20 protein-coding genes are annotated in these 26,634 nt (G+C 43.0%); 11 read left to right on the forward strand and 9 right to left on the reverse strand.

Translation table 11 applies throughout. The annotated features are described in order from the left end of the window. Positions 1 to 158: 158 nt before the first annotated feature. Complete coding sequence (locus tag GO003_RS13100; protein WP_159652601.1) at positions 159 to 911, forward strand: PEP-CTERM/exosortase system-associated acyltransferase; 753 nt, start codon at positions 159 to 161, stop codon at positions 909 to 911. 133 nt (positions 912 to 1,044) lie between these two features. Here GO003_RS13100 and GO003_RS13105 read toward each other — a convergent pair whose 3' ends face one another. The 4 genes from GO003_RS13105 to GO003_RS13120 all read right to left on the reverse strand — a co-directional run bounded on the left by GO003_RS13105 (position 1,045) and on the right by GO003_RS13120 (position 8,079). Next, entirely contained in the window at positions 1,045 to 2,574 is a 1,530-nt protein-coding gene (locus GO003_RS13105; protein ID WP_159652599.1) for a metallophosphoesterase family protein, read from the reverse strand. Then, on the reverse strand, positions 2,574 to 5,702 hold the full coding sequence (locus GO003_RS13110; protein WP_159652597.1) for an efflux RND transporter permease subunit: 3,129 nt from the start codon (positions 5,700 to 5,702) through the stop codon (positions 2,574 to 2,576). Before GO003_RS13110 ends, GO003_RS13105 begins: the two co-directional genes overlap by 1 nt. Positions 5,703 to 5,707: 5 nt before the next feature. Further along, positions 5,708 to 6,730 (reverse strand): efflux RND transporter periplasmic adaptor subunit, encoded by a 1,023-nt coding sequence (locus tag GO003_RS13115; RefSeq protein ID WP_231088980.1) that lies wholly within the window; start codon positions 6,728 to 6,730, stop codon positions 5,708 to 5,710. Between the two features lie 164 nt (positions 6,731 to 6,894). Continuing rightward, on the reverse strand, positions 6,895 to 8,079 hold the full coding sequence (locus GO003_RS13120) for a glycosyltransferase (protein ID WP_159652593.1): 1,185 nt from the start codon (positions 8,077 to 8,079) through the stop codon (positions 6,895 to 6,897). A gap of 110 nt (positions 8,080 to 8,189) precedes the next feature. Here GO003_RS13120 and prsT point away from each other — a divergent pair, with 110 nt between their 5' ends. Beyond that, positions 8,190 to 10,016 carry an XrtA/PEP-CTERM system TPR-repeat protein PrsT gene (gene prsT / locus GO003_RS13125; RefSeq protein WP_159652591.1) on the forward strand — a complete coding sequence of 609 codons (1,827 nt, stop codon included), beginning with the start codon at positions 8,190 to 8,192 and terminating at the stop codon, positions 10,014 to 10,016. Positions 10,017 to 10,033: 17 nt separating this feature from the next. Continuing rightward, entirely contained in the window at positions 10,034 to 11,233 is a 1,200-nt protein-coding gene (locus GO003_RS13130) for a glycosyltransferase (RefSeq protein WP_159652589.1), read from the forward strand. 52 nt (positions 11,234 to 11,285) lie between these two features. Here GO003_RS13130 and GO003_RS13135 read toward each other — a convergent pair whose 3' ends face one another. From GO003_RS13135 to GO003_RS13150, 4 genes are all read right to left on the reverse strand, one after another. Then, complete coding sequence (locus tag GO003_RS13135; protein ID WP_159652587.1) at positions 11,286 to 12,299, reverse strand: EDSAP-1 family PEP-CTERM protein; 1,014 nt, start codon at positions 12,297 to 12,299, stop codon at positions 11,286 to 11,288. 355 nt (positions 12,300 to 12,654) lie between these two features. After that, positions 12,655 to 13,311, reverse strand: a complete 657-nt coding sequence (locus GO003_RS26405) for a DapH/DapD/GlmU-related protein (protein WP_159652585.1) — start codon at positions 13,309 to 13,311, stop codon at positions 12,655 to 12,657. Between the two features lie 370 nt (positions 13,312 to 13,681). Then, positions 13,682 to 14,749 (reverse strand): nitroreductase family protein, encoded by a 1,068-nt coding sequence (locus GO003_RS13145; RefSeq protein WP_159652583.1) that lies wholly within the window; start codon positions 14,747 to 14,749, stop codon positions 13,682 to 13,684. Between the two features lie 11 nt (positions 14,750 to 14,760). Then, entirely contained in the window at positions 14,761 to 15,645 is an 885-nt protein-coding gene (locus GO003_RS13150; protein ID WP_159652581.1) for a ThiF family adenylyltransferase, read from the reverse strand. Between the two features lie 318 nt (positions 15,646 to 15,963). Here GO003_RS13150 and GO003_RS13155 point away from each other — a divergent pair, with 318 nt between their 5' ends. From GO003_RS13155 to GO003_RS13175, 5 genes are all read left to right on the forward strand, one after another. Further along, complete coding sequence (locus GO003_RS13155) at positions 15,964 to 16,671, forward strand: PEP-CTERM/exosortase system-associated acyltransferase (RefSeq protein WP_159652579.1); 708 nt, start codon at positions 15,964 to 15,966, stop codon at positions 16,669 to 16,671. A gap of 362 nt (positions 16,672 to 17,033) precedes the next feature. Further along, the gene (locus GO003_RS13160; RefSeq protein ID WP_159652576.1) at positions 17,034 to 17,510 is read left to right on the forward strand and encodes a hypothetical protein; all 477 of its coding nucleotides are present in this window, start codon (positions 17,034 to 17,036) and stop codon (positions 17,508 to 17,510) included. A gap of 102 nt (positions 17,511 to 17,612) precedes the next feature. Continuing rightward, on the forward strand, positions 17,613 to 17,756 hold the full coding sequence (locus GO003_RS13165; protein WP_206444582.1) for a hypothetical protein: 144 nt from the start codon (positions 17,613 to 17,615) through the stop codon (positions 17,754 to 17,756). A 15-nt stretch (positions 17,757 to 17,771) separates the two neighbouring features. Then, positions 17,772 to 18,068 (forward strand): hypothetical protein, encoded by a 297-nt coding sequence (locus GO003_RS13170; protein WP_206444581.1) that lies wholly within the window; start codon positions 17,772 to 17,774, stop codon positions 18,066 to 18,068. 102 nt (positions 18,069 to 18,170) lie between these two features. Further along, positions 18,171 to 18,614, forward strand: coding sequence for a hypothetical protein (locus GO003_RS13175; protein ID WP_159652574.1), 444 nt, complete (start codon positions 18,171 to 18,173; stop codon positions 18,612 to 18,614). A gap of 114 nt (positions 18,615 to 18,728) precedes the next feature. Here GO003_RS13175 and GO003_RS13180 read toward each other — a convergent pair whose 3' ends face one another. Continuing rightward, positions 18,729 to 20,477: a DEAD/DEAH box helicase gene (locus GO003_RS13180; RefSeq protein ID WP_159652572.1), complete on the reverse strand. Its 1,749-nt coding sequence runs from the start codon at positions 20,475 to 20,477 to the stop codon at positions 18,729 to 18,731. 491 nt (positions 20,478 to 20,968) lie between these two features. Between GO003_RS13180 and dapA the strand changes: the two genes are divergently transcribed. The 3 genes from dapA (at position 20,969) to purL (ending at position 26,533) form a co-directional block, all read left to right on the forward strand. Beyond that, positions 20,969 to 21,847 carry a 4-hydroxy-tetrahydrodipicolinate synthase gene (dapA, locus tag GO003_RS13185; RefSeq protein ID WP_159652570.1) on the forward strand — a complete coding sequence of 293 codons (879 nt, stop codon included), beginning with the start codon at positions 20,969 to 20,971 and terminating at the stop codon, positions 21,845 to 21,847. Positions 21,848 to 21,850: 3 nt separating this feature from the next. Further along, positions 21,851 to 22,516, forward strand: a complete 666-nt coding sequence (gene bamC, locus GO003_RS13190) for an outer membrane protein assembly factor BamC (protein ID WP_159652568.1) — start codon at positions 21,851 to 21,853, stop codon at positions 22,514 to 22,516. A gap of 129 nt (positions 22,517 to 22,645) precedes the next feature. After that, positions 22,646 to 26,533 carry a phosphoribosylformylglycinamidine synthase gene (purL, locus tag GO003_RS13195; protein WP_159652566.1) on the forward strand — a complete coding sequence of 1,296 codons (3,888 nt, stop codon included), beginning with the start codon at positions 22,646 to 22,648 and terminating at the stop codon, positions 26,531 to 26,533. Positions 26,534 to 26,634: the final 101 nt, after the last annotated feature.

Genomic DNA, 26,634 nt, shown 5'->3' on the forward strand with positions numbered 1-26,634 from the left:
TTTGTTCCAACTTTACGAAATGAGCACAAACCATCAAAAACGGTTCTGCTAATTGCGCTAAATCTCTTCTCATCTACAATGCGTTTAAGAGAATTTATATTTAAAAATTGAATGCACAGGCAGAGGCAACTCGAATATGAATTTGGAGATGAGAGATTATGGCAAGTAAGCCACCCGATAATGTAGCTTCCTTAATTGAAAGTTTTGAAAGTTATTTTTCAGTTAATCTTGCATGCAAGGCCGAAGAAAAGACCAAAGCGTTTCACATTAGATACAGAGTTTATTGTGAAGAGTTCGGCTATGAAGAAAAAGAAAATTGCCCGAATGAACAAGAAAAGGATGAGTTTGACGATAGTTCCTATCATTGCGTCATCATTCATAAAAGACTGGAAATGCCCGCCGGTTGCGTCAGATTAGTTCCAGCAACCGGTTCGAACGGTGAAGGATTGCTACCCTTTGAAAAATTCTGCGGTCAAAGCCTAAATCGATCATTGATAGACAGTTATCACTTGGATAGAACCACCATTTGCGAAATATCCAGACTGGCAGTGGATAGTGCTTTCAGACGACGGACGGGTGAATCTTTAACCCGGTTCGGTGGGCCCGATTCACTGGATATATCCCAAGTTGAAGAGCGAACATTTTCTCTAATCGCCGTGTCCGGTTTTTTGGCGGCTACCGCGTTAACAGAACTAACTGGAAAAACGAATGTTTTTGCCATGATGGAGCCTTTCTTGCCACGGTTACTAAAAAGATCCGGTATTGTTTTTGAAAAGGTGGGGCAAGATATTGATTATCATGGAATAAGAGCGCCCTATTTTATAAAGACTCAATCTGCGTTAGATCACATGAATGCCGACTTAAAGTCTCTATATCAATGGATATATAAACAAATCAAGGCTTCTGTTTAATAGCACTCTTTTAATTCTCCTCAAAACTATTTTTCTGCTGAGATTAATGCGTTGAGTTGTGCGATGAGAGGATTATGTGGTTTGCAATAAGTGAAAAACACTACAATCAAGTCAGCACCTCTTCCTCTTTGCGTTATTCCATTTTGGTCAAATAGACTATTTCATGCCATTTAGCTTTGTTTAAACCTCCCTCCGGCTTTCTGTAAATCAAAAAGCGACAGGCTATTCTTCGAGCCAGGATATTGAATGTGACAATGTTGACTGAAAAATAGACACTGCGGTCATTATCAGAAATAAAGCCAATGGAATCACCGCAACCTACAACCGGTATGTTTTGTTCCATTAGGCTGAATAATGGAATACGGCTGTGGCCATGTAAAATAGCAGCTACTGAATTACGTTTAAAAAAATCAGTCAACAGATCGGCATTTTCTAATGCGATAGTTGTTCCAAAATCTGATTGTTCAAGTTGTTTGTAAAGCTTATCAGTATTGACATTAATCATCTCATGAGCAACAGGATGATGATGTAGAATGGCTATTAATTTAAAGTCACTTGAATTGTTTTTGCGTGACAATTCATGTTCAATCTCCGCCAGTTGCTGGTGACTGACTGAGCCATTTAGCAAATTGCCCTGTAGTACGGTGTTGATGCAAATTATTCCTAGTCTCTGCTCGTCATGCCATATAATTTTCGTTAAAGGGAAGCCGATAGCTGTCAAGTAGTTTTCGTTAACGTTACCATCTTTTCTAACATCGTTGTCACCTAACACCAATAGTGGTTCTTCGATACCCAAATCGGTAAGAAATGACCAAAATGAGCGAACAGCATTTATATTCTGTTCGCTAGGAGTGTCCATAAGATTGCCTGTGATTACAGGCACGGTTTTAGTTGTTTCACCTATCTTCTCAATCAATAATCTTATAAATTGTTGAATCCGCGGCATTCTAAATTTTGCTCTTTTACTCCCGATGTGGAGTCCGCTTAAATGAAGAATATTGATCGTTGACTTTTCATGTTCAAAGACTTCAGGAAATTTGTTTCGATAGCTTATTCTGAGTTTTCCCAGTTCTATGTTCGACCCATTGTTTAGGGTTGACAATAACCACATCAAGCGGGCCTCAATATCAATTTCCACACTATTAAGCGAACTTAAAGGTAAAAACACGGAATCATCGCCGGGCACTACCAGTAAAATTCCCGGCCAGTTTATCGCTTCATTAAGCGCAGTTATTACTATTGGATGAATATTGAAAAGTGTAGAAGTTGCTTTAGGAGATTCATCTAACTGAATAATCAAGCCCTTATCTGACATATCGGACTCTAATAGATAATGAAGTAAATTGGGATCGCACAAAATTTCGTCTATTTCATGATTTATTCCTGAAGGAATAATGATGCCTACCCATTGTTTTTGACCGATGAATTCTCTAAGGCGATGATAAATAGTATCGTTAAAAGATGCTTCCCCATTCAAACTTGCACTTTTATTAATAAGTCCCAGATTTTCAACGTTAGAATCAATGCCGCCTCTGATCTTTTTCACTAAAAGTTCGGCCATTGCGCGGCAATTAGTATTTTGGTCAAATGAAGCGATATTAATTTTTCGATCGCTTATTTGCACAAGCCAATTAACAAAATCCAGAGTTGATAGTGAGTTCATTATTGTTGGATTCTTTCTTGTCTTGCTTGAATCAAATCCCAAAGCACTGGAACAACAAATAAAGTTAACAATGTTGCCGTCCCCAAGCCCGTTACAAAAGTCGAAGCCATCGTACCCCAAACAACAGAATAATTGGGTATCCCGAGTGCCATAGGAAGTAAGCCTAATACAGTGGTTACTGTTGTCAGGATGATGGGGCGGATACGAACTTTAATGGCATTATCAATGGATTCTCTTCTTGATAAGCCGGAGCGATAGTTTTTGTTGATAAAATCTATTAGCACCAAGGCGTCATTGACAACTACTCCCACAACACCAATGACGGCAATAAAGCTGTTTACAGTAAATATGGATTGAGTTAGAAACTTACCCAAAACAATCCCAATAAAAGCAAATATAATGCTGGATAGGATAATGGCAGGTTGCAGATAGGATTGAAATTGAGCGGCAAGCACCATATAAATGATCATGACGGCAATAAAAAATGCGAAGATCAGTGATTCATAGGAGCGTTGAGTGTTTTCATATTCTCCGCTAAATAGAAGTGTGGCGCCAGGATAGTCGTTTCTAATCGTGTCATAATAGCGAGCGACCGTACTGATAACGCTGGAGGATGAAACCGGGGAACCCGTTTTTAAATCAGCTTTTATACTGATAGCGCGTTGTCCGCGATATCGATTTAGTTCGCTGGGTTCTTCGTAAGAGCGCAATTCAGTCACATCACTTAACAAAATCGGACTGATAGCATTTTCCAGGAAAGGAATTGATAACACCTGTTGAGGATGCTCTATTGTTTTTTGATCGATGAGTAGTTTAAGGTCGATTTCCTCATCATTTGCTCGAAACTTACCGATATATCGACCATCTAAAACACTTCCCGCCATTCGCGTTACTTCACTGCTGCTGAGCGAATACTCTTTGACTCGCTCATGACGAATATCGAAGCGGTATACTTTCTTTGGGGAACCTCTATCATCCTCAAGCTCCACTAAATAAGGGGCAATTTCAACATTGGTTTTTAAAAATTGCCGCAAATTTTCAGCAAGCCCGGAAACAGCATTTAAGTTGCTACCCATTACTTTGATATTGATGGCTTTTCCGGAAGGTGGTCCTTCTCTCATGGGGTGGACGAATAATGCGACATCATTTTTTTCAAATTGCTTTTTAAGCTTTGTTCTAATCTGATCTAAATGTACCATCGGATCAGAGATATCCTGATCTTGTTTAGCCGGTAGAGTGACCAAAACAACACCGTAATTATTTCCGAATATGAGTTCGTAATCTTCATTCATAAAAACACCGGCCATTCCTGTGGCTGATTTTGCTTTTTCTGGGCCATCTTCCATGATCGTTCTAGAGACTTCTCTGGTGATTTCATCAATCTTGTTCATAGATGTATTGGGCGGACCCTTTATATCGACAAAGTAAATAGCATAATCGTCGGGGAAAAACTGGGTTTTGATCAAAGGTAAAATTCCGGTCATCGAAACATACATGGTTGCGATAGACGCTAAGAAAAGCAAAGTCACAATAAAAACTGTTAAGGCTCTAAACTTTAATGTCCAATTAAGTACCTTTTGAGTTAAGTCACGAAAAAAACCCATGATGAAGTTATCCTCCTCGAGTCTTTGTGTTAATTCCTTAGCTTTTTGCGGGCCGAAATCCAGATAATGACTGGGAAGTATAAATAGGCACTCAAACAAAGAGGCTAGCAGGGCAAAACTTACTGCAGCTGGAATTTGTGCAAAGAATTCTCCTGTTGTACCCGTCATGATTAACATGGGTAAAAAAGCGGCAATTGTTGTAATCGTTGATGAGATTACAGGGATAGCAACTTCCGCTGTGCCTTCTATGATCGCCTGATAGGGTTGCCGACCTTCCTGAATATGTCGGTAAATATTATCGGTTACCACAATAGCATCATCTACAATGATGCCGGAAACTAAAACGAAGGCAAATAAGGTGATTTCGTTAAAACTGTAGTTGGTCATGTACATGACCAGTATGGTGATTAAAAATGAGAAAGGGATACCGATTGTTATGAGTCCGGCATTCCTTATGCCGACAAAGTACCAGGTAATTACCGAAACCAGTAGCATCCCGACGGCTAAATTCCATCCTAAAGTCGATAATCCATCATTAATTTTTATCGAAGAATCCTGGGTTAGAGAAATTTCTAATTGTTCGCGATCGATTAGCGGCTTAAATTGATCTAATACCTTTAGCACATTTTCTTTGATTGCCAGAGCGTTGCCTTCAGGGGTTTTAATGACATTTAAGGAGACAGCATTCTTTCCGTTCACAGAAGAAATTATGTAGGGCTTGCGATAATCAAAATCTGCGCGCGTTATTAAATCTCTTAACCGGATAAAGCTACCTTCTCCGTCACGGCGAATAATCGTATTAACAACCTGATCTCTGTCATAAAGCTTTTCATCAACTTTAATTTGATAATCGTTTCCATGAGCTAAGAAACTGCCTGCCGCTACTGATAAATTAGCGTCTTCTAATGAATGGGTAATTTCGTCAAAACTCACCCCCAAAGTACGGAGTTTTTCCGGATCCAGGTAAATATGGAACTCGCGCGTAAACTCTCCAGAAACGACAACTTTTTTTACACCTTGTATTCTTTGCAGAGGAGCTCTGATTTGCTCAGCCATTAAAGAGAGCGCGCGATTATCATGCTGACCGACGAGATTTACAATCAATACAGGCAACAGATCACCCATCGTAATATTTTCTATTTTAGGTGGGTCAATCTCGGAAGGAAGATCTGATTTAGCGTTTAAAACTTCAAATCGTATTTCGTTGTATAGTTTTTGATAATCACTGTCGTCAATTAATTTAATTCGAATATAAGAGCGTTCAGGGTGTGATGAGGAGGATAACCACTCAATATTTTCAATATTCTCAAGAGCTTCTTCAAGTTTTCGCGTAACCAGGGTTTCCACATCAGTAGCGGAAGCGCCTGGATAGTCGGTCGTGATATTAACGATTGCCATATTAATGTCAGGGAATCGCTCGGTTGGCATTGCTGACATTGCGAAAAAACCCGCTATAACCAGCAGGATAAAAGCTAGATTAAAAAATATTTTTTGTTCTAAGGTGAATCGGATGAGAGATTGCATAGTTATCAGCGGATAATTTTAAACAGATCGCCCGCTTTAATGTCTGGGGAATTGATTTTGACATTTCCATCTGGTTGTTTTAGAACTACTTTCACTTTAAGTGATTTTCCATCTTTACGCTGCAGCCAATACTCCTCAAATCGTTCTTCTAATGCTTTCTGTGGAACAGAAAATGTTTGTTCATCAGTGGGCATTTTCAGAATTAACTCTGCTCTTATGCCGCCTCGATGTATGGGTACGTCATCTTTGATAGAAAGTTCGACCGGAATTTTCCGCGAACTTTCATCGAATGCGGGCGAAATACGTTCAATTTTAGCCGGAACATGGATATTGTATTCTGTTAACAGCACTTCAATTTTATCTTGATTAGTCAAGGTGGCCAATTCACGTTCTGAAAGCATCAATGGGATAACCAGTTTTGAATAATCACCAATGTGTGCGATAACTTCTCCTTCCTGTACCCACTGTCCGGGCTCTATTAATCGGTCGATTACCAGCCAACCGGCGTGTGCTTCTATACAATGACGCCTTTTTAGTTCACTAAGGCGCTGTTTTCGGATATTGGCAGTTTGCATGGCGCGCTGCGAATTTGTTAAATCGCGGTTAAGATTGTCAAGCACATTGATTGCAATGGTTTGTTTAGCCACCAATTTTTCATGGCGAGAAACCTCTCTTTGGAAATAAGTGACATCATTACTATGTTGGGCGATTTCGTTATCGGCGGCCTGAATATCGAGTCGAACAAAAATCTCATCCAAGCAAGCAAGTTTCCCTTGAGCTGGAATGGGATTTCCTACATCAGCAAAAATATCTTTAATTTTGCCAGCAACTTCTGTAGCAACCGGAATGGTAGCGTGGGCTCTGGTAAAACCTGTGATTGCAACTTCCCGGGTGGCGGGTTCTGCAGAAACCCATTTTTCTCTCACTTCAGCAAAAACTGGGGCGTTAACTAATTGAAATAAAATTAACAATATGATTTTCACCTTACTCACGCATCCACTTCTTAAAAGTTTTCTTCTCAGCAACATATTAATGCCTAGATTTATGGAGAAAAAAGAAATTAAATGCTTTTAAAGCATTCATGTTTGGAATCTAGCATTACTAAATAAAAAATAGTTGCCCGCTTTCTGTCTTTGAAAGAAATACGTGTCAACTCTGAAGCAAAGCTTAGAAGATTTTAGAAAGGATTTGATTAATTTAAGTCAATTAGTGCCATTATTTTGTTTAGAGCCAATGCTGGTTTTTCATAGTGAGATGAAGGAGTATTTTCGATGGCTTTATTTACTGCTTCCCTAATTAAGAGTGGATTTGCCTGGCCTGCTCTTATTAAATACCCTCTATTAGCCTCTTTTATTAGACTCATCATTAAATACTGATCTAAATTGCTTGGAATGCCGATAATTGCTTTATTTTCTACTAAGCTTTGATAAATCATTGGGCTACCACCGTTACATATAACAATATCAGATTTTTTAACCACCATCTCTGCTGGGAGAAATTCTGCTAAAAATACATTCGGATAGTCTTTGTCAATGGTCGTTTTTTTAAGGGTGGCACAAATTACTGTTACTGGCATTTGACTTAGAGTTTTTATGATCATTGGCAACAATGAATTATCACCTGAGCTACCTAAAGTAACAAAAACTATTGGTTTATCATTTGGTAGTGTAGGCCACCATTCGGGCGTTGGTAAATTGGCGGACCATGAAATCGGACCTATGAAGAAATGATTTTCTGGTAAAGTTTTCATTGGGAGCAATGACTCTATATCTGCATAAATCGTAAAATCACCATAGGTATAAATGTCTCGCATATCATTTGTTAATGGTTTTACACCAAATTTTTTACAAGCGTTGTTAAACGAGAGAGAATGAATGTAAAAAATTAAGTTTTTTGTAGCATTAAATATTTTTTGAGCAAACGGGACTCCGAAAATATTTATTAGAAAAATTTCAGGGATAGGATATTCCATTTTTGCATAAGGACTCCAATAGGCATTCGTAATATTGGCATATGGAATTTTTTTCAATCGACTGGAAATTCCTAATGACAGACGAAAATCTCCAAAAATAAAGTCAGGTCGAAATTGTTCTATGACGGTTAGATCATCCTTAACATAACGTATTAGCGTTTTAGTATTGTAAACAGGAAGGCCCTTTTGCAACTGAAAAGTGAATTCAGCACAGGAAATCGTATTTAAAGGGAATCGAATGAGAAAGCTGTGATCGATTATGTCGTCAAACCGTTTGTCAGCGGCTAATGCTACAATGTATTTGCCTGTTTCATGCAGCGCTTTAGCAATTATCAAGCATCTGGTTAAATGAGCTAGGGTCACCGTTTCAGCAAAGAAAATTACGCGTTTTTTGTTGTTTCTCATCACTTTCCTGAAAGTTTTGTAACTAAAATCAAAAATCCATATTCAGTTTAATATTTTTTAGTTGCACGGATCTAATATTTTTAACTGTTTTTAATGAGAGGAAAAATAATATGTCAATGCTTACCATACATGAAAGAAAAACTATCGGAAATATGAAAAATCCAAAATTTTTATATAGGAGCTTGATTTTTGCTCTTGGCATGCAAGCTTGTCTAAATTTGGCTGATGCTGCCGTGTTTAAAGATGATGGAAAGACCAGCGATGATTTCTATCTAACAAAGCCAATTAATGAGTCCGAACCTAGCAAAGCTTCTGAGGGGTATTTAGGAATTAACGGTTTAAATCAATTGCTTAACGGGCGTAACGAAAAGGCCCTGCTATTAACGAAACAAGGTTATGAGAAGCTTAAGAAAGGTGAATCCAAACAGGGTCTTAAGGATCTTGAAGAGGCCAGGAAACTGGATCCGGAATTAATACTTACTGGAGTACTAATATCTCTTGCTTATCTTGAAAATAAAGACTACCAGAAAGCGTTAGATGTTGCTAAAGAGATTCAGCAAACCAAGAGGCAGGCGGACTATGGGTTGGGTTATACCGCTGAAGGCATGATTTACGCTGCTAAAGGCGACGTAGAAAAGGCGACATCAGCTTTCCAAGAAGCCATCAGGCTTTTGCCCAATGAAAAAAATGCATTGTTTAATTTAGCAATATTGGCGGAAGCGGAAAAAAACTACAATGGCGCCAAATCATATCTTCAGAGAATTATAGATCTCGATCCTAAACACTTACAGGCATTGGAACGCTATGCAAGAATTGAATTTACACAAGGCAATACCGAAAAAGCCATTGCCTTACTTAATCAAGCTGCAGCCAGTAATTCCGAGGCAATTAGCCCCGTTATTGCTTTAGCCAAATATTATCTCAAATCAGAAAAGTATCAGGATGTATTGAATTTGACCCAAAACAAATCGGATCCCGAGATTCTTGAAATGCGAGGCAAAGCTTATTTGAATTTGGGAGAAACCGAAAAGGCTAAGCAAATCTTTGAAGATATAGTGAAGAAAATGCCGATGTCGGCACCAGCAAATTATGCGCTAGCGGATTTCTTTGCCAAAACAGGTAATCTTAACGAAGCAGCAAAACAAATTCATAATACGACAATCAAAGATCCAAGCTATTTGCCTGCTCGCATCGGAGAAATAAAAACCTTATTTTATAGTGGAAAAATTGACGACGCTAATAGAGCGCGTGACTCTTTGCAAAAGGAGTTTGGTAATCGCCAAGAAGTTTTAAGTATTTCGGGTTGGTTATCAATGCATCAAAATGAATTTGTCGAGGCTGCAACGTATTTTGAACAGCTGGCTAAAATTAATCAAAATTCAGAAGTGACACTTTGGTGGGTTAACAGCCTATGGTCACAAAAGCGTTTTGATGAGAGTATTTCCATAATGAAAAATTGGCTCGCCCAGCATCCGGATGATATTTCTGTTCAACTCACTCTGGCTGACGGTTATATGGGCTTGCTAAACAAGCCAGAGGCCAAAAATGCTTACTTAAAACTGATCAGTATGGATCCCAGTATAACTGCGGCATACAATAATCTGGCTTGGCTTGAAGCCGAAAGTGATTTGGATCAAGCGATAAGCTATGCAGAAAAAGCAGTAAGCATTGAAAAAACAAACCCACAAGTTCTTGATACTTTAGGAATGTTGTTGATTAAAGATGGTCAGATTGAAAAAGGTACTCAAGCGCTTCAGGATGCTGTGGACAAAGCGCCTGAAAATATCGAATTACTTTATCATTTGAGTGAAGCTTTAGTGATGCAAAATAAGCAGAGCGAAGCCGCGTCAGTTTTGAACAAGCTTGCTACATTCGAGTTAAGTCCGGAAATGAAAGAAAGGGTCAATAAGCTACAAGAATTAGCTAATAAAAATTAGTCTGGGAGTTGGCTAATATGAAAATAGTAGCAGTTGCTAATGCTCATGCGCTGGCTCATGTTTCAAGACTATTGGAAATAGCCAAAATTCTCAAGATGCATGAGCATGAGATTGTTTTTGCGGGCTACGGCAAATTTCTTCAAATTGCCCGGGATGCTGGATTTGAAATCGAAGTGCTTCCCTATATTTCAATCGAGCAAATCATCAAAGCAGTACGATCACAAAAGCTTAACGAACTCTATCGCTTTACGGAGCTTGAAAGCTTTATAAAGGCAGAGATTGATTTTCTTAAGCGCGTTAAACCTGACCTTGTTTTAATCGATAATCGGCCTACCGCGAGAACTTCAGCCGATTATTGCGGGATAAAAACCGTGTCTGTTTTAAATGTGCATATGAGCTCATTTCGAAAATTGCCCTTTTTTAGCCCAGGCGATTACATGGGTTTATTGGGATTTCTTGATCCGATTGAAACAAAAATAGAATGTTATTTTTATGATCGATTTGTCATGAACGACCTAAACAAAGTAAGAAAAAAAATGGGTTTGAAACCTTATTTTGGCAATCAGCATGAAGAAGGTGATCTGTCCTTATTTGCCGATATACCTGAATTCAACCCTGTTTCTCATTTAGCTAACCATACGCGTTATGTCGGTCCTATTACGTGGCATAATGATTTTCCTGCGCCGGCCTGTCTGGATAAGCTGGAAAAGAATCGAAAAACGATTTATGTATCATTAGGCAGTGAAAGTCTCGAAGGTCTCGTTGAAGAGTTGGGCGAATTAACATCCCTGGGGGTTCAGATCATTGTAGCTTGCGGTAAATTACCCAAACAATGGAATCAAGATCTCCCACCTCATTTCTTTTTAGAAGAATATGTCAATACCGATAAGGTTCTTACTAAATGCGACCTAGTCTGTTGTCACGGCGGGAATGGAACTTTGTATCAGGCATTGGCATTTGGGTTGCCCGTCGTAGCTGTAGCAACGCATGCTGAGCAGTATATCGGTGCTAAAAGAATTGAACAGTTGGGCTTGGGACGAGCTTTGACCTTGGATAGGGTAAGAAAAAAAGGGATATTGGTGCTTAAGCAAGCATTGGCTGAAGTGCTTTATTCTTCTGAAATTCGGAATCGGACCATTCACTTTGCGGAAATTCTGCAACAGTGGCAGGGCGCAAAAACAGCTGCAGCGCTGATTGAAGATTTTAATAAATCATAAAAGGGGTGGGACTTTAAAGCCCCACCCTCAATTTAAGCAACTACTTATTAGCTTAAGCCGCTATTGATTTTCTGTTTCTACGCATGTTCAAGGAGAAGCCTGTTAAGGCGATACCCAGTAGCAACATAATTTCAGGTTCAGGAACGGCAGGTGTTCTTGATAAGTTTGTGCTGGTTTCAGACCTTAAAGTAAAAGTATGATCACCGGCTGTTAAACCGTTAAACGTTACAGAGTATGAACCAAAACCACCAGTGGTAAAGATGTCCGAGGCTGGGTCAGTACTTACGCCAACAGAGTTATTGCCGATCGTGTCAGCGTCTGCTGTTTCAGTACAGCTTGCGCCAACTCCGCCAGCTAAACAGTTAGTATTGACTTGGCCATCCGGAGTCCATTGCCAAAAATAACCGCCACTATCTCTTGCTAGTGAACCAATCAAAGCTATGTTAGCTTGAGCCGCTTGATTGGATCCATCAGGATCATTGCTGCTAGCTTCCAAATAAGCCGACGCATCAAATGACAGGGTAAGGCTACCAGGCGCAGCTAAGGTAAATGAAAAGGTGAAACCTGTAACGGACTGTATCAAAGAGGTGGCTGACGCTGATAAACCCGTTTGAAGTTCTGATTCAGCAATTTGTTGCTGATGAGTAATTGGGTCAAGGGTTAATTGTGAGTCGTAAATTACCGAATCTGCACGGGAATATTGGTTTGCGCCGGGGCCCTGTAGACCAAAGCTGTTATTTGCAGCTATGGGTGCGCTTCCTGGAGCATTATAGACTGGTGCATCAAGAGCAATTGCTCCACCACAATTATTTGTGGTGCCGCCTAGACCGGGAGTGCCGCTACAAGTTGCATTGGTTGCCCCACCAACCCCATTTAAGAAGGCGGTATTTGTTAAATTGTAATTAAAGTTTCGTATAGTTGCACCAGCCGCTGGTGATACAACTATGCTCAAATTGTTTATTTCTAATGTTGATACACCGTATACGCTCGCAGATGCTTGATTAGCGAAGCCTAAGCCTAACGCAGACATCACTGCCAAAGGTATCATCGATTTTGTTAATTTCATTGTTTTCTCCTAAAAGCTTTCATAGTGTAAAGTTTAAAACTGTTGTGCCGATACTTAAACCTGTATTTGTACTGGTTTGCTTAATAAAGAGGCAGATACTATGCCAATGCTAACATTAATATAAATATCAATTACTTAAAAAATGTCATGAGGTTTTGTTTCGAGAAAGTGTAAAGGAATCTGACAAATAAACTGAGAAAAGGTAAGTCAAAAGATACGGATAACTACCTGCGAGATTGTTAACAGGGTAAAGTTTTAGTAAGTACCCTTCTTTTAATGGAATTAATCGTAGCCGAATCAAAATAGTAAAATAGTTTTTGTAAAGTAATCTGACAATGAAAGTAACAAGAGTCTGTCATTTAATCTTTTTTGCCGGAATTCCGCCCCATATTTCATTAGTTCTAATATGGCAATCTTTGGTTACAACCGCTCCCGCTGATATTATTGCGCCATTTTCAATAGTTACCCCCGCCATAATGACGGCTTTAGCACCAATTGTTACGTTGTTGCCGACTTTTACTTTTGAAAGCGCAAAATATTCGCCTTCAATCGCATGGCAAAAAACCACAGCATCGTGACCTATGATGCAATTATCGCCAAATTCAGTTAAGGGGGGATCAAGCAGCGTACCAGCGCTGTAGGTGTTTTGGCCTAGTTTTGTGCCTAGTGCCAGATAAACCAGGCGAAGCAGCGGTACGGGTATAAAATGGGTACGGATCAAACTGTTAAATAATAAAAGATAAAAAAGAATATTAACCTGTGCGGAAAATTCCTCTTTTGTGCCCGGTTTCAATTCTCCTTCATGAAGGGGAAGGAATTTTAGGAATAATCGATAAATCACGAAAGCATATAAGTAAAAATGTAATATAAATATGCCTATTGAGACAATGCTGCGGTAGTCTCCAGGACTCAAAAACTGAAGCAAAATTGAGGTGGTTAGGACGCTAAGTGTGACGATAATGGTCAATAGCACCAAAAAACTGGCAATTTGTGGAGCTGATATTTTTCTCATAGATAATTCCTGATATTTAGATGCTTGATTTTAAAGAAAATGGGTAAAATCCAAAGCGCATTAAATTTTAAAATTACATTTAACAACCAGCTAAAAAGGCTGTTTTATTAAGATATTGTCAGGCTGGCTGCTTATTCTGAGGGATACAGGACTACCTGTAGCCCAATGCCGTTAAGGTAAGATCATCGCAATGAATCGATAGGCAGTATTGTAGGAGCGAGCCATGAATGCGGTTCAATCGCGGGCATGGCCCGCTCCTACAATATAACGGAATTGACCTGTATGTAGGCAAAGCCAATTTGTTGGGGCAGTGTGGCTATGGGCAACTTGGCAAGGCCCGCAATCCATCAAGTGTAAAATGGAAATGCTGCTATTCGATCAATTTGCTTGTTGCTAACCGGGTAGATCTTGCTTTTGGCAGGTTTCCGTATCCAAGTCGGCCCATAAAAACGCGGCACGGGCCGTTAACTTGGCTGACCAGCTTATTCATCTCACCATTTATTTTTTTTGCTATTCGTATCCCGTTTTTATCCACTGTAAAAATTTTAGCCACACTGGCATAACGAGAAAAAATAACGGGCGCCATCTCCGGTTGAAATTGTAATTTCAGGCGTGTTGCTTCTAACCAGAAGCGTTGCAAAGCACGGCCTCCGTCCAGATAGTCGTTTTCGGTTTGCAGCGGTTCTTTAGAAGCAATCACAAAATGCGCGGCGCAGAAAAGGCCTGGAATTAAGCTGAGTTCGATTCTGGGGAGCAGGGTGCCTGCCATAAAACGGTTTAAAAAATCAACGCGTTGCCAGCTTTTAATAGCCCATTTCATCAGCTTAAGCGCTAAAGGATCCAGTCCTACTGCCTGATCGGGGATGCGATCTTCGCTGAATTGAGCGTCCCATTCGATAATCCGTTTATGAACTTCGTAGCCTTCGGGGATTGATAAGTGAATTTGTGCGCTACGAAATAATAAGCCTGCCATTTGTCTTTTTTTCTTACCCTCAAGCCAGATGACCCTGTAATTAGAGCCTACAGCCTGTTCCAAATGCTTTTTTTGGTCTTCAGTTAATTTTTGGCATGAAAAAGCCCGCCGTTGAGTAGTGCGCTCGGTTATAAACGGAAGTAAGTCGTGGGATGATAGATCAGGCGTTTCATTTAGTACAACTTCAATCAAAAGGTTGGCTTCCGGCGATTCATGGTGGTAGGCAAACTCAGCCGTCATTCCTTCGCCCGATGCGGCGATGGCAATATTTTCTAAAAGAGCGCCAATGGCTAGCTGACTTGCGTGACCATCGAGATCATAAACACACCAGTCTCTGGTGTCATGCGTATGTATTTTAAAGTGCCTGCCATCGACAATTTCAAAGCGCCAAGGCTGAGTGTTGTCGCCGCTAGGGGCCCAGCGGGCCAAATCAAGAATGCGTTCTATAGGTGTATTCAGTGCCATGGTATTGGCTCCTATGGATTTAAGGGCGGTGTCAGTTTTTTTGACAGTTGGTGTTTGGCGATTTTGAGGCCGAGGCGCTGTAATAGGTTATTGTTGCCGCCTGGTCGCCAAGTATGTACCAATTTATTCCGATATGCATCAAAGTGTATGCCGTGGGGAGCAGAAGGAATATTGCCACGATTCAATAAGATTTTCAGAGCATGGCTCCCAGCCAATCCGGCGCATAGTTCACAGGCAATCGGTGTAGAAGGGCCTTTGTGATTGTTAAGGTCGACCCGGCTGGCATCCACTAAATAAGGCATTTGCAACATGGCTGGCGAAAGTCCCAGCAAAAATCTGAGTAGTTGTTCATCTTCAGGGTATCCCTCCAATTGAAAATAGTCTTCGAAGGTCATTTTTCCTGGCAGGAAATTTAATAACGCGCAGCCCATTCCTAATGGAGCTGCCGTGATTGCCGGAATACCCTTTTTTGCACAAGCGGCGAATACGGCGCGACGAATAGTCATCGCAAAAAAATCAAGTCCATCCACATAAAGATCGACATCGGTTAGGAATTCTTCTAAATTATCCAGGCTGACACCGTCTGAAAATAGGTTGATTTCTAGTTCAGGATTTATGTCCAGTGCAAGCTGGGCCATGACTACTGTTTTTGCTTGACCAATATGGCTCATAGAGGCGCCTGCTTGCCGGTTAAAATTGGCGAGTTCGAAACGGTCCATATCGGATATATTAAATTTTCCAATGCCCAGCCGGGTTAATGTAATTAAGTGGCTGCCGCCTACGCCACCTAACCCGGCAATGGCTATTTTTTTGTTGCAAAGAATATCAAGCTCGTTTTCCGTAACCCACCCAATGGTTCTTGAAAAAGCCTGTGCGTAACTAAAATTATTCGTCATGGCTGGAGTCCTTTTTTATAATAGTTCATTTAAGGATAAACAAGGCGCAGGATTAATCAAGGATGTTTGTCCTATCTTGCTGATAGTTGAAATATGAGTGTCTTAATCTGAATATTAAGATAATACCTGGATGCTTGTGATTATTTCTATTCAGGCACCGTTAAGATCTTCTTAATTTTATTTGATTAGTATAAGTCTAGTTGTAAAAGAACCTGACACTTGATGCTTTTTTAGTTCAGCTCGGGTCTAGCGGAGTTTCGGTCGATTTGTTTTAGAACTGAATTTGATTATTAGCAATTTCATAGGAGTCTGATCGTTATGTTTGATGAATTTTTTGAGGTTTTTCTGGCTGACACTGAGCATGCCAGAAAAATCCATTTTAATATTAGATATCAAGTTTACTGTGAGGAGATGGGGTTTGAAGATAAGCAAAACTGTCCAGAGCCCTATGAAAAAGACAAATGGGATTCCAATGCAGTACATTTTATATTAAGGCATCGTCAATCGGGTGCTTGGGTAGGGGCTATGAGGTTGATATTTCATCAAAACGGGCGCCTTCCCATTTTAGAACATTGCAAAATTCATAAACAGGCCAATCGGGATGAGCTTGCTCGGTCAGTTGAATTATCAAGGCTTTGTGTATTAAAAGAGGTTCGACGGCGTTGTACCGATGGTATTCCTCCAACTGGTCTTGCTGAACAGGATTCAAAGGCCGTTTCTTACCTGTTTAACCAGAGGCGGTTGCAAAATAGTCTCATTTGGGGGTTGTACCGTGCGGCTTCAATTTATTGTAAAAAAAGGCAGATTAAGACGTGGTATTTCCTGACTACAATGGCTTTGGCCAAGATAGTCAACAGGGAAAATTTTAAATTTAAGTTGATAGGCGATTGCTGTCGCCTCAACGGAGATAGATTTCCATTTTCAATAAATCTGGATGAGGTGTTAGCTAATCCATTATGGAGCAATGACTATGCTGCCGGTTATAAACTTTATTCTGAGCTAGATAGTGTAGCCTTGGCTGCCTAAGTTTTTCGGTATAAAGCGTTTATACCGAAAAGCGTGTGGGGGCAAAAAACAGTTGGTTGTAAAAAACGTTCGAGGTAAGCACTTCGGCTAAGTTTAGGACATGATTATTAAACTATGAGCTACTTGACCGGCGGACTTAAGGTGAACCAAGCACCTTTTATTAACCTGAAAAAGAAGCGTGGCTGATTATTGGTCGCATCGAATCCCTCCACAAATAAGGTGAGGCCCTTCCTGTATTGGGTGTGAGTGATTTAAGGTAAGAGTCAAAATAGAATAGTTTCCCCGAAAACAACCTGATAGCTATTGTCAATCCTGGTTGATCTCGCTAGTATGCCTATGTAGTTATTTCATGGGATTTCAAAATGGCACTCGGCCAAGAAGATCTGATACAAATTCAACAACTGATCGAAAAAACTCTGGCGTCTCGTCCGGAAGCGGTTAACGCCAACGTGCGTTATGAGTTGGATATTCGGGAACGTATCGTGCGCGTCGAAGAAGAACTTAAGCATCAGCGACAGCTGATGTTGCAAGGATTTGAAAATAGCAATAAACGTTTTGAAGAAGTTAACAGGCATTTTGATGAGGCGCGCTCTGATGTGAACAAGCGTTTTGAAGAGATGCGTGCTGATATGAATAAGCGCTTTGAGCAAGTGGATAAACGTTTTGAACAATTAGATAAGCGCTTTGAGCAAGTGGATAAACGTTTTGAGCAGGTCGATAAACGCTTTGAGCAAATTGAAAAACACCTGACGATAATTACACAGCGTATGGACAGGTTCATGTTCTGGTCGTTGGGTTTGACCGTTTCAGCCGTTATCGCTATCGTTAAACTGACTTGATACGCAGTTGTTGGGTGTTTAGTTCATTTCCAGTAAGAAGCTATTGTCAATCCAGGTTGATCTGGCTAGTATGCCGATGTAGTTATTTCAAGAGGTTTCAAAATGGCACTGGGCCAAGAAGACCTGATACAAATTCAACAGCTGATCGACAAAACTCTGGCTGCGCGCCCGGAAGTGGTTAATGCCAATGTCCGTTATGAGTTGGATATTCGAGAACGTATCGTGCGCGTCGAAGAAGAACTTTAGCATCAGCGACAGCTGATGTTGCAAGGATTTGAAAATAGCAATAAACGTTTTGAAGAAGTTAACAGGCATTTTGATGAGGCGCGCTCTGATGTGAACAAGCGTTTTGAAGAAATGCGTGCTGACATGAATAAGCGCTTTGAACAGGTGGATAAACGCTTTGAACAAGTAGATAAGCGTTTTGAGCAGGTCGATAAACGCTTTGAGCAAATTGAAAAACACCTGACGATAATTACCCAGCGTATGGACAGGTTTATGTTCTGGTCGTTGGGTTTGACCGTTTCAGCCGTTATCGCTATCGTTAAACTGACTTGATACGCAGTTGTTGGGTGTTTAGTTCAGTTCCAGTAAGAAGCTATTGTCAATCCAGGTTGATATCGCTAGTATGCCTATGTAGTTATTTCAAGAGGTTTCAAAATGGCACTGGGCCAAGAAGATCTGATACAAATTCAACAACTGATCGATAAGACGCTGGCGTCTCGTCCGGAAGTGGTTAATGCTAATGTCCGTTACGAGTTGGATATTCAAGAACGTATCGTGCGCGTCGAAGAAGAACTCAAGCACCAGCGAGAACTGATGTTGCAAGGTTTTGAAAATAGCAATAAACGATTTGAAGAAATGCGTGTTGACATGGATAAGCGCTTTGAACAATTGGAAAAGCGTTTTGAGCAGGTCGATAAACGCTTTGAGCAAGTGGATAAACGTTTTGAGCAGGTGGATAAGCGCTTTGAGCAAGCTGATAAGCATTTTGAACAAATTGAAAAACACCTGACCATAATTACCCAGCGTATGGACAGGTTCGTGTTCTGGTCGCTAGGTTTGACCGTTTCAGCCGCTATCGCTATCGTTAAACTGACTTGAGGTCTATTCCTGCGTACCCTTTGGACTTTTGATTATTTTTAGTTCCAGGAATGACATTTGTTCGTAGTTTCAAATGTCATCCAATAGATTCCAAGCTTCAATCGTTTTTTAATATCACTCTTGCGGACGTTTGCTCTTTTTGGACGTCGAGCTCATTCTTTTTTTGCTTTTGTCTTTACTGACTAACTCGCCCATTCTGGAAATATTAAGAGGCAGTCCTGCGACGCGTACTTTCTTTAAGTCATTAAACAAGTCTTTGGGCATGCCGGCCGGCAGCTCAACAGTACTGTAATTCTCTTCAATTTTAATGCGCGCAATATGATCGCCGTCCAAGCCTGTTTCGTTAGCGATTGCGCCGACGATATTGCCGGGTTTAACGCCATGGGTACGGCCGACTTCTATTCGATAGGTTTCCATTTCTACATCACTTTCCCCGCTGCGTCTCGGTTTGCGGTCGCTACGGTCACGCGCAGGTCTGTCGCTGTTGTCAAATTTTGAAGGGCGGCTTTCGCTGGGTTCTCTTGTGCTTTTTGGCGGATTTTTGATCAGTAAAGGTGTGTCGCCTTGGACAATTTTAGCCAATGCTGAAGCGATTTGGATGGCGGAAACATTATGTTCCGTTTGGTATTGTTCCATCAATTGAGTAAAGAAACTCAATTCTTCAGCCGCCAGCGTGTCAGTAATGCGTTGTTTGAACCGGCTGATTCTTTTATTGTTGATGACTTCTGTTGAAGGCAATCCCATTTCTTCCACTTTTTGTCGGGTCGCTTTTTCTATGTTGCTGAGCAAGCGTCTTTCGCGGGGCGAAACAAATAAAATGGCGTCACCAGTGCGGCCTGCGCGGCCTGTGCGGCCTATGCGATGGATATAGGCTTCGGTGTCATAAGGAATGTCGTAGTTGATAACGTGGCTGATACGTTCCACATCCAATCCGCGTGCAGCGACATCGGTAGCAACCAGGATATCAAGCTGACCGTTTTTAATGTGGGCGATGGTTCGTTCTCTTAAAGCCTGGGACATATCGCCGTTGATCGCAGAAGCCGAGTAACCGCGGGCTTCCAGTTTTTCGGCAAGTTCGATCGTCGCAGTTTTGGTGCGAACGAAAATGATGATGCCGTCAAATGTCTCGGATTCAAGAATGCGCGTCAGGGCGTCCAGCTTATGAATACCGCTGACCAGCCAATAACGCTGGCGAATGGTTTCTGCAGTAGAGGTGCGAACTTTTACTGTAATTTCTTCGGGATTGTTAAGATGGGTTTGAGCGATTTTGCGGATAACCGCAGGCATGGTTGCCGAAAATAAAGCGATTTGACGCTTTTTAGGCGTTTGTTCCAGTACCCATTCAACATCATCAATAAAGCCCATACGCAGCATTTCATCGGCTTCATCAAGAACCAGACAGGTTAGAGCATCCAGTTTTAGAGTGCCTTTGCGCATGTGATCCATGACCCGGCCCGGCGTGCCAACGATGACGTGTGGTCCGCGTTTCAGCTGTTTCAGTTGCGTGGTGTAATCCTGGCCGCCGTAAATAGGCAGTACATGAAAGCCTTTTAAATAGGTTGCATAGCGTTGAAACGCTTCAGCAACCTGTATAGCCAGCTCTCGTGTAGGCGCCAATACCAAAACCTGGGGTTCGGTTTTCTTTAAATCGATTTTTGACAGCAGCGGCAGTGCGAAGGCTGCTGTCTTGCCTGTTCCTGTTTGTGCTTGTCCCACCACGTCTCGACCTTCGAGTACATAGGGGATGATTTGTGCTTGAATAGGGGAGGGAGATTCATAGCCAACATCATCCAGTGCTTTTAGCAGAGGTTCAATCAGTGCTAATTCACGGAAAGTGGGGAAAGTTGAATCATCATTGGTCATGCATTTACCTGTAAAATTGGATTGGCGCAACTGCGCGAGGGTTTTATGGGGAAAGATTATACCGTAATACCCGTTTTGCTGCATGTAGAATCAGATTAGCAAGTCTGTTTTGTTTTGTAGAAGATTGGTTTTATTGAGAAAATGAAGTTTACCTATAATTTAATAAACGGACAGCCATTATGCTTGGGCTGCATGAATTATGTGTGGGGTATGCGTAAACGATGGTAAACCCTTTAAATAATAAAGCACTGTTCGTGTAAGGCGTCCCTGCCTGAACGACGGCAACTCTTAATGCAAACAATGCTGTTGAAGGTGGATGCGCTGTCGCTATCCACCTTACTACTCTGCCATCCTGACTTTCACAGTAGGGGAGAAGGAACTGCCCGACTCGCTGAATAGTTACAATAAGTTCACGATCGAGCTGAGTTTTAATAGTTTGCTTGTTATAATGCCTGACCATTTTTTTGTTTTAATATCATCGAGAGATTTGCATGATTCAAGGTAGTATCGTTGCGTTGGTTACACCCATGGATGAGAGTGGCAGCATAGACCAGGTCAGCCTGAAAAAATTGGTTGAGTTTCACATTGAGCAAGGAACGGATTCTATTGTTGCAGTAGGTACAACAGGTGAGTCTGCAACGCTTGATGAGGAAGAGCATTGTGAGGTAATTGCTGCGATCGTCGGTTACGCGGCGGGGCGCATACCTATCATTGCCGGAACCGGGGCCAATTCAACTTCTGAGGCGCTGGAATTGACGCGCCGTGCCAAAGCTGCAGGTGCCGATGCCTGTTTGCTGGTAACTCCTTATTACAACAAGCCAACGCAGGAAGGATTGTATCTGCATCATAAAGCGATTGCCGAAGCCGTCGATATTCCGCAAATTCTTTACAATGTGCCAGGTCGGACTGCCGTCGATATGTTACCTGAGACCATCGCGCGCCTGTCGGTAATCAAAAATATCGTGGGCGTCAAAGAGGCAACCGGCAAACTTGAGCGCTATACACAGATCAGAAATTTATGCGGTGATGATTTCGCGCTGTATTCAGGCGATGATGCAACCAGCTGCGAATTTTGCTTGTTGGGCGGTAACGGCACCATAACCGTCACAGGCAATGTGGCACCTCGACTGGTTCATGAAATGATCAATGCGGCAATGGACGGGGATCGTGAAACTGCCTTGGCTATCGATGCCAAATTAACGGGTTTGCATAAACACCTGTTCATTCAATCCAATCCGATTCCGGTTAAATGGGCCTTGGCGGAACTGGGACTGATTAAAAAAGGCATCCGTTTGCCGTTGACCTGGTTGACCGAAGAGTGTTACGAAACGGTTCGAGCCGCCATGTGTCAGGCTGAGGTTATCGAGTAGCCTATGTACAGGTTTTTTGTAAAGTTTGTTTTACTCGCCATTATTCTGGGCACTGGAGCCGGTTGCAGCCGGATTAAGAGCTGGTTTCCTGATAAGGAAAAAGATTATCAGTTTAAAGCTGAAATACCGGATTTAATCGTTCCGGATGATCTCGTACATAACACGATCAGAAAATCTCCATCTGCCGCTGTAACTCAACCGGTTACCACAACCACAACCACAGCCGCTGTCCAGGCTGAGTCTGCCGAGCCCGGAGATACTGAGGAAGCGAGTGAAACGGCCACGGTAGAACGCGTTGGGGGCACCGATGGAAACCGGTTGCGCTTGAGTGAAAACATGTCCAGGACCTGGCGGGTGGTTGGTAAGGCACTGAGCCGGAAGTCGGTTGAAATCGTCTCCCGCGATCGGGCAAATGGCATCTATATCGTTCAATTCGATCCTGACGAACTTAAAGTGACGGATGATTCCTTTTGGGATGAGATGCTGTTTATGTTTGGCGCCAGCGGGGGCGGCACTGAGCTTGAATACCGCGTTAAACTGATCGAATATGAAGGCTTCACAGAGATTTTTATTTTGGATGAGAAAGAAAAACCTTTATCCGAAGGAAAAGGTTTGGCGCTTTTGACACTTTTGCAAAAAGCAATCGAGCAGGACCTTAATGATGATTAGTGCCGTAGGCCGGGTTTAGCGTTAGCTTACCCGGTTTCTAAACGGCCGTATCCCGTTATGGATCAGCTCATGCCTGTCTAAAACAGTGATTGTCCCCCACCGAATTTTAAATTCCCAATACCTATTACTATGCTATTAATTCCTGGCACCTCCGCACTTTCCGGTTTTCGCGTCACAAAATTGTTGACCGAGCTGCAATCAATTGATGCTTCAATTCTGGCCGTTTCAGCCCATTATGTTCATTTTGTCGAACTGACTCAGCCATTAGGCGAAAGTCAATCCGCCATTTTAAACAGGCTGTTAAGTTACGGCGCTAGTTTGGCCGATAAGGCTGAAGACAGCCCTGATTTTCAATTGACTGTTTTCCCCCGGCCAGGCTCCATTTCTCCCTGGTCCAGTAAAGCTACCGAAATTGCACAGCGCTGCGGATTAACTGAGATCAATCGGATTGAACGCGGTATCGAATACCAGTTAAAAAGCCAGTCTTCGCTCAGTGAGCTGTCTCTTTCAAAGATTGGGGCCGCCCTGCATGATCGAATGACGCAAGTAGTTAAACCCAGCAATCTGATAGGAGAAGAGGATTTATTCGCACACCATGAGCCGCAACCTTTACAACGGGTTGCCGTGATGGAATCGGGGCGGGCTGCTTTGGTTTCAGCCAACAGCGAATTGGGTTTGGCGCTTTCCAATGATGAAATCGATTATTTGACCGATAGTTTTCAAAAATTAGGCCGTAACCCATCCGATGTTGAATTGATGATGTTCGCTCAAGCCAATTCTGAACATTGCCGTCATAAAATCTTCAATGCCCGCTGGACAATTGACGGGGTTGAGCAAGCGGAAAGTTTGTTCGGCATGATCCGTCATACGGCGGAGCAAAGTCCTTACGGCATTTTATCCGCGTACCACGATAACGCTTCCGTAGTCGAAGGGTCCAAGGCGCAAGTTTTCATCCGCAATGCGATGACCGGTGAATACGCTTATGTCGAAGAAGAAGCCCATCTGCTGATGAAGGTGGAAACGCACAATCACCCAACCGCAATCTCTCCGCATCCAGGCGCAGCTACAGGCTCGGGCGGAGAAATTCGCGATGAAGGGGCAACGGGTAGGGGATCGGCAACCAAAGCCGGTTTGACCGGATTCAGCGTTTCGCATTTAAAAATACCAGGTTTTAATCAGCCCTGGGAAACGGACAACGGCAAGCCGGGCCGGATTGCTTCGGCTTTGGAGATCATGCTCGAAGGCCCCATCGGCGGAGCTGCATTTAACAATGAATTCGGCAGGCCCAATCTGGCCGGTTATTTCCGCAGTTTCGAACAAGTCGTTCCTGACAGTAACGGCGCCTCTCTCAACGGTTACCACAAGCCGATTATGATTGCCGGCGGCATGGGCAATATCCGTCCTATGCTGGTCAATAAAAATGTGATTCCGCCCGGTTCGTTAATCATTATATTGGGCGGACCTGCCATGCTGATTGGTTTGGGCGGAGGTGCTGCTTCCTCGCAAACCTCGGGGGAAAGCTCGGAAGCGTTGGATTTTGCTTCAGTGCAACGTGAAAACCCTGAGATGGAACGGCGCTGTCAGGAAGTCATCAATCATTGTAATTCTCTGGGTGATGAGTCGCCGATTGTGTCCATTCATGATATCGGCGCGGGCGGCTTATCGAATGCGGTTCCGGAAATCATTCATGATTGTGACCGTGGCGGCCGATTTGAACTGCGCGACGTGCTGAATGCCGATAAGGGCATGTCGCCGATGCAAATCTGGTGTAACGAAGCCCAGGAGCGCTATGTTGTCGCGATCAGGCCGGAGTCTCTGGAACTGTTCAAATCGTTCTGCGAGCGGGAGCATTGTCTTTTTGCCGTGATCGGCGAGGCGACTGAAGCGGAGCATTTGGAGCTAAGCGATGCATTATTGGGTGATAAGCCCGTGGATTTGCCTATGTCGATCTTATTCGGCAAGCCCCCAAAAATGCACAGAGACGTCAGTCATCTGAAGGTCCATCACAGCTCACTCGACTTTGAAGCCGTTCTTATTGAAGATGCGGTGCGCCGAGTCCTGTCGTTTCCTGCGGTAGCCGATAAAAGTTTCCTGATTCATATCGGCGACCGTTCTGTAACCGGCCTCGTAGCGCGTGATCAAATGGTAGGTCCCTGGCAAGTGCCGGTTGCCGATATTGCGGTAACTGCGTCCGGCTTTTATGCGGTTACCGGTGAAGCCATGGCCATGGGTGAGCGAACGCCGCTGGCCGTTATCAATGCCCCGGCCTCAGGCCGCATGGCAATAGGTGAAGCGTTAACCAATCTGGCTGCTGCGCGGGTTGATTCATTAAAGCACATTAAACTTTCGGCCAACTGGATGGCGGCGGCCGGCGCACCAGGCGAAGATGCCGCCTTATTTGATACGGTCAAAGCCATAGGCAAGGACTTATGCCCGGCTTTAGGTCTGGCTATTCCTGTGGGTAAGGACTCATTGTCGATGAAAACGGTTTGGAAGGAAGCGGGCCGTGAAAAAGTTATGACGGCACCGGTTTCGTTAATCGTTTCTGCGTTCGCGCCGGTTTTGGATGTGACAAAGACGCTGACGCCGCAATTGCGCGATGAAGACAGTGAGCTGATATTGATTGATTTGGGTCAAGGCAAAAACCGGCTCGGCGGATCCATATTAGCGCAGGTTTACCGGCAAATGGGAGATGAAACGCCGGATCTGGACGATGCCGGATTATTTAAAGCATTTTTTTATGTGATTCAACAATTGAATCAACAAGACCGCTTGTTGGCTTATCACGACCGTTCTGACGGCGGATTGCTTGCCGCGGTTGCTGAAATGATGTTTGCCGGCCGGTTAGGCGTTAATCTGAATATCAGCGCCTTGGGACCGGATGTTTTAGCGGCCTTGTTTAATGAGGAATTAGGCGCAGTTGTGCAGGTGCGCAAGCAGGACTGCGAAACAGTTCTGGCTCAATTGAGCGAAGCCGGACTGGGTGCCTGTAGTCATAAAATTGGGGAGATTGCGACTTCGCAGACTTTGGTTATCTTCGACGGTGTGCAAACCGTATTTTCAGCCACGCGAGCCGAATTACAAACTACCTGGTCCGAGGTCAGTTACCGGATGCAGTCTTTACGCGATAATCCTGATTGTGCTGTACAGCAATTCGAACGCATTAGAGATGATTGGGATCCGGGCTTGAATGCCGTGCTCACTTTTGATGCAAATGAAAACGTATGCGCGCCGTTTATCAACGCAGCAAGACCCAAAGTCGCCATCTTGCGTGAGCAAGGAGTAAACGGTCACGTCGAAATGGCGGCGGCTTTTGACAGGGCAGGTTTCACTGCGATAGACGTGCACATGAGCGACATTATTCATGGCCGGGTCAGCCTCAAGGATTTTACCGGCTTGGCCGCTTGTGGCGGATTCTCTTACGGTGATGTGCTGGGTGCGGGCGGCGGCTGGGCCAAGTCCATTTTATTCAATACTCGGGCCAGGGAAGCGTTTTCGGCCTTTTTCCAAAGGCAAGACACTTTTGGCTTGGGAGTGTGCAATGGCTGTCAAATGATGTCGGGTCTGCAGAAAATTATTCCGGGGGCCGAGCATTGGCCGCGTTTCATGCGTAATGATTCCGAACAGTTCGAAGCCCGGGTTGCTCTGGTTGAAGTGCAGGAATCACCGTCCATTTTGTTTGCCGGTATGGCCGGTTCCCGAATGCCGGTTGTTATTGCTCATGGAGAAGGGCGCGCCGAATTTAACATTGATCCTGCTGTTGCTCTGGAAGCCGGGGCTGTTTCTTTGTGCTATGTGGACAATGAAGGAGAATTGACGACGGAGTTTCCGGCAAATCCCAATGGTTCTCCTTTTGGCATTACCGGTTTGACCACGCGAGACGGCCGTTTCACGATCATGATGCCGCACCCTGAGCGTTGTTTCAGAACGATGCAGAATTCCTGGCATCCCGGTGATTGGGGTGAGTATGGACCCTGGATGCGATTATTTAGAAATGCCCGTGTCTGGGTGGGTTGAAAAGAAAAGGAAAGACCTTATATTTGTTGTGACTCAAGTTGGAAATGGAAAGCCGACTGAACTGCTGGTTGAAATATCAGGGTGAAAAATCGGATCACATC

This window comes from Methylicorpusculum oleiharenae (assembly GCF_009828925.2).
Classification (GTDB): Bacteria; Pseudomonadota; Gammaproteobacteria; order Methylococcales; family Methylomonadaceae; genus Methylicorpusculum; species Methylicorpusculum oleiharenae.

Bases quoted from the DNA above. Each gene is read 5' to 3' on its own strand.
- GO003_RS13100 (WP_159652601.1), top strand. From the start codon at position 159: ATGGCAAGTAAGCCACCCGATAATGTAGCTTCCTTAATTGAAAGTTTT.
- GO003_RS13105 (WP_159652599.1), bottom strand. From the start codon at position 2,574: ATGAACTCACTATCAACTCTGGATTTTGTTAATTGGCTTGTGCAAATA.
- GO003_RS13110 (WP_159652597.1), bottom strand. From the start codon at position 5,702: ATGCAATCTCTCATCCGATTCACCTTAGAACAAAAAATATTTTTTAAT.
- GO003_RS13115 (WP_231088980.1), bottom strand. From the start codon at position 6,730: ATGTTGCTGAGAAGAAAACTTTTAAGAAGTGGATGCGTGAGTAAGGTG.
- GO003_RS13120 (WP_159652593.1), bottom strand. From the start codon at position 8,079: ATGAGAAACAACAAAAAACGCGTAATTTTCTTTGCTGAAACGGTGACC.
- prsT (WP_159652591.1), top strand. From the start codon at position 8,190: ATGTCAATGCTTACCATACATGAAAGAAAAACTATCGGAAATATGAAA.
- GO003_RS13130 (WP_159652589.1), top strand. From the start codon at position 10,034: ATGAAAATAGTAGCAGTTGCTAATGCTCATGCGCTGGCTCATGTTTCA.
- GO003_RS13135 (WP_159652587.1), bottom strand. From the start codon at position 12,299: ATGAAATTAACAAAATCGATGATACCTTTGGCAGTGATGTCTGCGTTA.
- GO003_RS26405 (WP_159652585.1), bottom strand. From the start codon at position 13,311: ATGAGAAAAATATCAGCTCCACAAATTGCCAGTTTTTTGGTGCTATTG.
- GO003_RS13145 (WP_159652583.1), bottom strand. From the start codon at position 14,749: ATGGCACTGAATACACCTATAGAACGCATTCTTGATTTGGCCCGCTGG.
- GO003_RS13150 (WP_159652581.1), bottom strand. From the start codon at position 15,645: ATGACGAATAATTTTAGTTACGCACAGGCTTTTTCAAGAACCATTGGG.
- GO003_RS13155 (WP_159652579.1), top strand. From the start codon at position 15,964: ATGTTTGATGAATTTTTTGAGGTTTTTCTGGCTGACACTGAGCATGCC.
- GO003_RS13160 (WP_159652576.1), top strand. From the start codon at position 17,034: ATGGCACTCGGCCAAGAAGATCTGATACAAATTCAACAACTGATCGAA.
- GO003_RS13165 (WP_206444582.1), top strand. From the start codon at position 17,613: ATGGCACTGGGCCAAGAAGACCTGATACAAATTCAACAGCTGATCGAC.
- GO003_RS13170 (WP_206444581.1), top strand. From the start codon at position 17,772: ATGTTGCAAGGATTTGAAAATAGCAATAAACGTTTTGAAGAAGTTAAC.
- GO003_RS13175 (WP_159652574.1), top strand. From the start codon at position 18,171: ATGGCACTGGGCCAAGAAGATCTGATACAAATTCAACAACTGATCGAT.
- GO003_RS13180 (WP_159652572.1), bottom strand. From the start codon at position 20,477: ATGACCAATGATGATTCAACTTTCCCCACTTTCCGTGAATTAGCACTG.
- dapA (WP_159652570.1), top strand. From the start codon at position 20,969: ATGATTCAAGGTAGTATCGTTGCGTTGGTTACACCCATGGATGAGAGT.
- bamC (WP_159652568.1), top strand. From the start codon at position 21,851: ATGTACAGGTTTTTTGTAAAGTTTGTTTTACTCGCCATTATTCTGGGC.
- purL (WP_159652566.1), top strand. From the start codon at position 22,646: ATGCTATTAATTCCTGGCACCTCCGCACTTTCCGGTTTTCGCGTCACA.